We start from the raw sequence: 5,366 nt of genomic DNA, 5'->3' as shown, positions 1-5,366 counted from the left end.
GACATCACCGCCTTCGCCCTCGACCTGGGAGCCGCGCCGCCGACGTTCGCACGGCTTGGCGTGACCGCCGCGCAGATCACCCGCTACCGCCTGCCCTCCGCACCCCAGAAGGCCACCGACCGCCGTGGCGAGCACATGCAGCAGACCGTTCAGGCCGAGGCCATGAGCCCCACCCAGCTCACCAACGAGGTGCGGACCGCCCTCGAATCCGCCGTAGACCCCGATCTCCTCCACGCCGCCCGGCAACGGGGCGAGGCCGAACGCGCACAGATCCTCAACCGCCTGCGCGACCTCGAAGAAGGGACCTGACCCATGACCGTGACCGTCTCCCTCGTCCTCGTCTTCAGCCTGCTCGTTCTGGCCCTGCTGAGGTTCAAGGCCGTAGGCGTCGGCGCCGCCATCGCGTGCGCACTGCTCGGCTTCTACCTCGCCGACACCGACGCCGCCGAGAGCATCAACGAGACCGTCGCCTCCCTGACCGACGCCATCTCCGGCATCGGCTGAGGGGACGCTGATGACCACCCACGGCCGCATCACCCTCATGGCCGCCGGCGAACTCCGCGACGCCATCGACGCCCACCGCCGCGGCGACACCGCCGCCGCCGTCCACGCCCTGATGTCCATCGACCCCGAATCCTGGCACGCCATCGAACACCGCCTCAACATCCTCGGGGGCACCCTCACCGAACTCCTGGCCACACGCCAGACCGACCACAACCCCCAGTGATGCCGGAGCGGCGGACTCCCGGCCAAGGACAGTCCGCCGCCCGTTCCCTGCCCTGAGTGAGAACAGGAGACATCCAGCATGACGCATCGCAGACTGTCTGCGCTTGCCATCGCCGCACGGACGGCCACCGAACGCGGATTCGCCGTCTTCCCGCTGGCCCCCGGCGACAAGCCGCCGGCCGTTTCCCGCTGGGAGGAGCGGGCCACGACCGACCCCGCCCGCATCGTGCGGTGTTGGGCCCACGCTCCCTACAACGTCGGTATCGCGTGTGGCCCCTCGCGGTTGGTCGTCATCGACCTGGACACCCCCAAGCACCTGGACGACACCCCGCCCCCCGAGAGCATCGAGGAGGGCGTGACGGACGGCATGGACGTGTTCGCCGCTCTGTGCGAGCGGCACGGCCAGCCCTTCCCCACCGACACGTTCACCGTCCGCACCGGCCGCGGCGGACAGCACCTGTACTTCACCGCACCGCACGATGTGGAGCTGCGCAACACCGGCGGGAAGCTCGGCTGGAAGGTCGACACCCGCGCCGCCGGCGGCTACGTGGTCGCCGCGGGCAGCAGCGTCAACGGCCAGCCCTACACGGTGGTCCACGGCGCCTCACCGGCGCCCCTGCCGCCGTGGCTGGCCGCACTGCTGACCCCGCCGCCGCTGCCCCCGCAGCGGCCCGTGACGGTGGCGCTGAAGGCCACCGACCGGCACGGCGCCTACCTCAAGACCGCCGTCGAAGCGGAGATCGAGCGCGTCACGTCGTCCGCCGACGACGAGCACAACCAGGACCTCTACCGCGCGGCCGTCGCCCTCGGACAGCTCGTCGCGGGCGGGGAGCTGTCCGAGACGGACGTCTACACCTACCTGAGCGCCGCGGCCGAACAGGTCGGCCAGACCCCGAGGGAGATTCCCCGCACCATCGCGTCGGGACTGCGCGCCGGGGCCCGCCGTCCGCGCACCGTGCGACTGGAGGAGGCGGCATGACCTCCTTCTACCTCGGGACCCATCACCCCGCCTGGCTCGCGACGGCCGGTGTGCCGCTGTTCGTCTCCCACAGGCGCCTGACCGGGCGCCGCACCCTGCCGCGGGCCGCTGCCCCGTGGGCGCTGGATTCCGGCGGGTTCACCGAACTGTCGATGCACGGGGCGTGGACGGTGCCGCCGCGGCAGTACGCCGCCGCCGTGGCCCGCTACACGCAGGAGATCGGCCGGATGGCCTGGGCAGCGCCTCAGGACTGGATGTGTGAGCCCTGGATCCTCGCCAAGACCGGGCTGCCGCTGACCGAGCACCTGGCCCGCACCGTGGGCAACTACCTGGACCTCAAAGCCATCGACCCCGCACTGAGGATCATCCCGGCCGTTCAGGGCTGGCGCAGGCAGGACTACGAGGACTGCGCCGACCGGTACGAGCGCGCCGGGATCGACCTCGCCGCGGAGCCGGTCGTCGGCCTGGGCTCGGTCTGCCGCCGGCAGGCCACGGGCGAGGCTGCGGACATCGTCGCGGCCCTGGCCGGGCGCGGCTACGCCCTGCACGGGTTCGGGTTCAAGGTCCGCGGCCTTGCCGAATGCGGCACCGACCTGGCGTCCGCGGACTCCCTGGCGTGGTCCTACGAGGCGCGCCGCCGCCCGCCCTTGCCCGGCTGCACGACACACAAGAACTGCGCCAACTGCCCCCACTACGCCTTCCTCTGGCGCAAGCGAGTCCTGGCCGCGATAGCGGCACCGCGCCCCCGACAGCTCGCCTTCGATATGGAGGCCGCCGCATGAACGCCACGCCCGAGCCTGACCGGCCGCACCTGCACTCCGTGCCCACCGAGCCGCACGCCATCCAGCCCGCGCAGCAGCGCATCCGCACCGCGTGGACCGCGGATGAGCTGATGGCCACGACCTTCCCCGACCCGAAGTGGGCCGTCCCCGGGATCATCTCCGAGGGCGTCAACCTGCTCGCGGGCCCGCCCAAGGTCGGAAAGTCCTGGCTGTCGCTAGGGCTGGCCCTGGCCGTGGCCGCGGGGGGCAAGGCCATGGACACCGTGCCGGTGGACGGCGGGCCGGTGCTCTACCTCGCGCTGGAGGACACCGCCCGCCGTCTCCAGACCCGCATGGGCAAGATGCTCGGAGGGAGCCCCGCACCCGGCAGGCTCACGCTGGCCACGGCATGCCCGCCGCTTCCCCAGGGCGGGGGAGAGGCCATCGCGCAGTGGATCGAGCGCAACGAGGGAGCCCGGCTGGTCGTCATCGACGTGTTCGCCAAGATGCGCGGACCCTCCAACCCGGGGGCGTCCGCCTACGACGCGGACTACGCCGCGGTGGGGCACGCCAAGCGCATCGCCGACCACTACGGCATCGCCGTCGTCCTCGTCCACCACGTCCGCAAGGCAGCCTCGGACGACTTCCTCACCGAGGTCTCCGGCACCAACGGCCTGGCCGGAGCAGCGGACGCCACGCTCGTTCTGAAGCGGGCCCGCGGCCAGGCGGACGGCGTGCTGCACGTCACCGGCCGCGACGTGGACGAAGCCGAATACGCCCTTCGCTTCCACTCGGAAGCCGGCGCCTGGCAGCTCCTCGAAGGGCCCGCCACCGACCACACCATCGGCGACACCCGCGCCGTGATCCTCCGATACGTCCGCGCCAACCCCGGAGCCAAGCCCAAGGACATCGCGGCTGAGTTCCCGGGGGTCGATGCCGACACGATCCGCCGTACCTGCTCGCGCATGGCCGCGGATGGGCAGCTCGCGAAGGACACGGCAGGCCGGTACTACTCCGACCCGGACACCAGGGATCAGGAGGTGTCCGAGCTGTCCGGGCTGTCCGACTGTCCGGTCACGTCCTCTGACGTGGGAGAACAGCGAGAGGGCAACCGGACACGGGCTGAGCGGCTGTCCGGTCCCGGCGCGGACAACGGGGGGACGCGGTGACGCTCGTCAGCGAGGAGCCCGCCCTGTATCGGGTCGCCGACGCTGTCCGGGTGCTCAACCTCAGCCGGACGGTCGTCTATGAGCTGATCCGCGCCGGCCGTCTGCGCACCGTGCACGAGGGGCGTGCCTGCCGGATCCCCGCGTCCGCCATCCGCGAGTACGTCTCGCTGCTCGAACAGGAAGCGGGGGCGGGCCGATGAGCAAGCGGCGCAGCAGGGGAGACGGCGGTCTGCACTGGGATGCCACGCGACAGCGGTGGATCGCCACGGCCAGCCTCGGGTATGACGGCGCCGGCAAACGCATCGTGAAGCGTGGAAGCGGGCGGACCAAGACTGAGGCCAAGGCGAAGCTGAAGGAAGTCCTCCGCGACTACGACGATGGCCTGGCCATCGCTCCGACCGGCTACACCGTGGAGAACGCGGTGACCGACTGGCTGACGTACGGCCTGGCAGGCAGGGATGCCGGCACCGTGGCCAACTACCGCACGCTCTGCACCACACACGTGGTGCCCGCATTGGGCAGGCGCAAGCTCCGCGACCTGAGCGCGGAGGACGTCGACAAGTGGTTGGCGACCAAGGCCAAGACGCTGAGCACACGGACGCTGCGGCTGCTCCACTCCTGCCTCAATCGAGCGATCAAACGCGCCATGGCCAGGGACAAGGTGAAGCGGAACGTCATCGAGCTGTGCTCGGTGCCGACCGGGCAACTGGGACGGCCGTCCAAGTCCCTCACTCTCGCGCAGGCCGAAGCGATCCTGACTGCGGTTGAGGACGACCCGCTGCACGCCTACGTCGTCGTGTCGCTGCTCACGGGTGGCCGTACCGAGGAACTACGCCCGCTCACGTGGGCTCACGTGGACCTGGACGGGCAACCGGACGCAGACCCGCCCATCCCCCCACACATCGCGGTATGGCGGTCCGTGCGATCCGGTGGTGACACGAAGACGCGGAAGTCGCGGCGGACGCTGGCGCTCCCGGGGCGGTGCGTGGAAGCCCTCAGACGGCATCGGGAGCGGCAGGAGGAGCAACGCGGGGCGGCGGGCAAGCGGTGGCAGGAGAGCGGCCTTGTCTTCACCTCCGGGGTGGGCACCGAGCTGGACGCTCACAACGTCCGGCGGGCCCTGCGCCGCGCCATCGCCGGAGCGCCCGGCATCAACCCCCACGCGTGGACGTCCCGAGAGCTGCGGGTCAGCTTCGTGTCGCTGCTCTCCGACAAGGGGGTTCCGCTTGAGGAGATCTCCCGGTTGGTCGGACACTCCAGTACGTCCGTGACGGAAAGCGTCTACCGGAAACAGATCCGCCCTGTGATCCAGACCGGAGCGGTGACCATGGACCAGATCTTCGGGCCAGACGGACCGCCGTAGTCACCCAGTTAGTCACTCGGAACGATCCAGGGGCCCTTCGCCGCGATGGCGAAGGGCCCCTGACCTGCTACTTCTCTGTCGGGACGGCGGGATTTGAACCCACGACCCCTTGACCCCCAGTCAAGTGCGCTACCAAACTGCGCCACGTCCCGGTGCCGGTGTGATCAGGGGCTTTGCCCCCGCTCCGTGCATCAGAACCATACCGCATGCGGGGTGGTGCTCGCTCAGGGGTGGTAAGGGGTGGGGGGAAGGTGGTCGCCGACCGGGGTGCGGTGCCACCAGGCGCGGGTGGTGCGCAGCTCGTGCCAGGTGGTGAAGCGGTACCGGTACAGGCGGGCCCGCACCCGGGCGGGCGCGTGGTCGAGGAA

The 5,366-nt window shown here is 70.9% G+C and carries 8 protein-coding genes, 1 tRNA gene and 1 pseudogene; 8 read left to right on the top strand and 2 right to left on the bottom strand.

Features of this window, described 5'->3' with window-relative positions:
• The 8 genes and pseudogenes from ADY01_RS32015 to ADY01_RS31980 form a co-directional block, all read left to right on the top strand.
• Window positions 1–309 (top strand): annotated as a pseudogene (locus ADY01_RS32015) (hypothetical protein); the annotation flags it as partial.
• A gap of 3 nt (window positions 310–312) precedes the next feature.
• A complete protein-coding gene (locus ADY01_RS32010) occupies window positions 313–504 on the top strand; it encodes a hypothetical protein (RefSeq protein ID WP_049580234.1) in 192 nt (63 codons plus the stop codon).
• 10 nt (window positions 505–514) lie between these two features.
• The gene (locus tag ADY01_RS32005; RefSeq protein WP_049580233.1) at window positions 515–727 is read left to right on the top strand and encodes a hypothetical protein; all 213 of its coding nucleotides are present in this window, start codon (window positions 515–517) and stop codon (window positions 725–727) included.
• A 78-nt stretch (window positions 728–805) separates the two neighbouring features.
• Window positions 806–1,705, top strand: a complete 900-nt coding sequence (locus tag ADY01_RS32000) for a bifunctional DNA primase/polymerase (RefSeq protein WP_199826359.1) — start codon at window positions 806–808, stop codon at window positions 1,703–1,705.
• Window positions 1,702–2,487: a DUF7221 family queuine tRNA-ribosyltransferase-like protein gene (locus ADY01_RS31995; protein ID WP_049580232.1), complete on the top strand. Its 786-nt coding sequence runs from the start codon at window positions 1,702–1,704 to the stop codon at window positions 2,485–2,487. The genes ADY01_RS32000 and ADY01_RS31995 overlap by 4 nt, the downstream gene beginning before the upstream one ends.
• Window positions 2,484–3,635 carry an AAA family ATPase gene (locus ADY01_RS31990; RefSeq protein ID WP_078900790.1) on the top strand — a complete coding sequence of 384 codons (1,152 nt, stop codon included), beginning with the start codon at window positions 2,484–2,486 and terminating at the stop codon, window positions 3,633–3,635. Before ADY01_RS31995 ends, ADY01_RS31990 begins: the two co-directional genes overlap by 4 nt.
• Entirely contained in the window at window positions 3,632–3,835 is a 204-nt protein-coding gene (locus ADY01_RS31985) for a helix-turn-helix domain-containing protein (RefSeq protein WP_049580231.1), read from the top strand. The genes ADY01_RS31990 and ADY01_RS31985 overlap by 4 nt, the downstream gene beginning before the upstream one ends.
• Window positions 3,832–4,998: a site-specific integrase gene (locus ADY01_RS31980; RefSeq protein WP_049580230.1), complete on the top strand. Its 1,167-nt coding sequence runs from the start codon at window positions 3,832–3,834 to the stop codon at window positions 4,996–4,998. The genes ADY01_RS31985 and ADY01_RS31980 overlap by 4 nt, the downstream gene beginning before the upstream one ends.
• A gap of 78 nt (window positions 4,999–5,076) precedes the next feature.
• Here ADY01_RS31980 and ADY01_RS31975 read toward each other — a convergent pair.
• Both ADY01_RS31975 and ADY01_RS38590 read right to left on the bottom strand, forming a co-directional pair.
• Window positions 5,077–5,150 (bottom strand) — tRNA-Pro (locus ADY01_RS31975).
• 72 nt (window positions 5,151–5,222) lie between these two features.
• Window positions 5,223–5,366: lipase maturation factor family protein (locus ADY01_RS38590; protein WP_159001551.1), on the bottom strand; the 144-nt coding region annotated here is incomplete at its 5' end.

The sequence above is a fragment of the Streptomyces sp. SBT349 genome (assembly GCF_001083795.1).
Taxonomy (GTDB): Bacteria; Actinomycetota; Actinomycetes; order Streptomycetales; family Streptomycetaceae; genus Streptomyces.
This window is presented reverse-complemented; position numbering and strand designations above follow the sequence as displayed.

What these genes read in the sequence shown, in the direction of transcription:
- ADY01_RS32010 (WP_049580234.1), top strand. Translation starts at nt 313, where the DNA reads ATGACCGTGACCGTCTCCCTCGTCCTCGTCTTCAGCCTGCTCGTTCTG.
- ADY01_RS32005 (WP_049580233.1), top strand. Translation starts at nt 515, where the DNA reads ATGACCACCCACGGCCGCATCACCCTCATGGCCGCCGGCGAACTCCGC.
- ADY01_RS32000 (WP_199826359.1), top strand. Translation starts at nt 806, where the DNA reads ATGACGCATCGCAGACTGTCTGCGCTTGCCATCGCCGCACGGACGGCC.
- ADY01_RS31995 (WP_049580232.1), top strand. Translation starts at nt 1,702, where the DNA reads ATGACCTCCTTCTACCTCGGGACCCATCACCCCGCCTGGCTCGCGACG.
- ADY01_RS31990 (WP_078900790.1), top strand. Translation starts at nt 2,484, where the DNA reads ATGAACGCCACGCCCGAGCCTGACCGGCCGCACCTGCACTCCGTGCCC.
- ADY01_RS31980 (WP_049580230.1), top strand. Translation starts at nt 3,832, where the DNA reads ATGAGCAAGCGGCGCAGCAGGGGAGACGGCGGTCTGCACTGGGATGCC.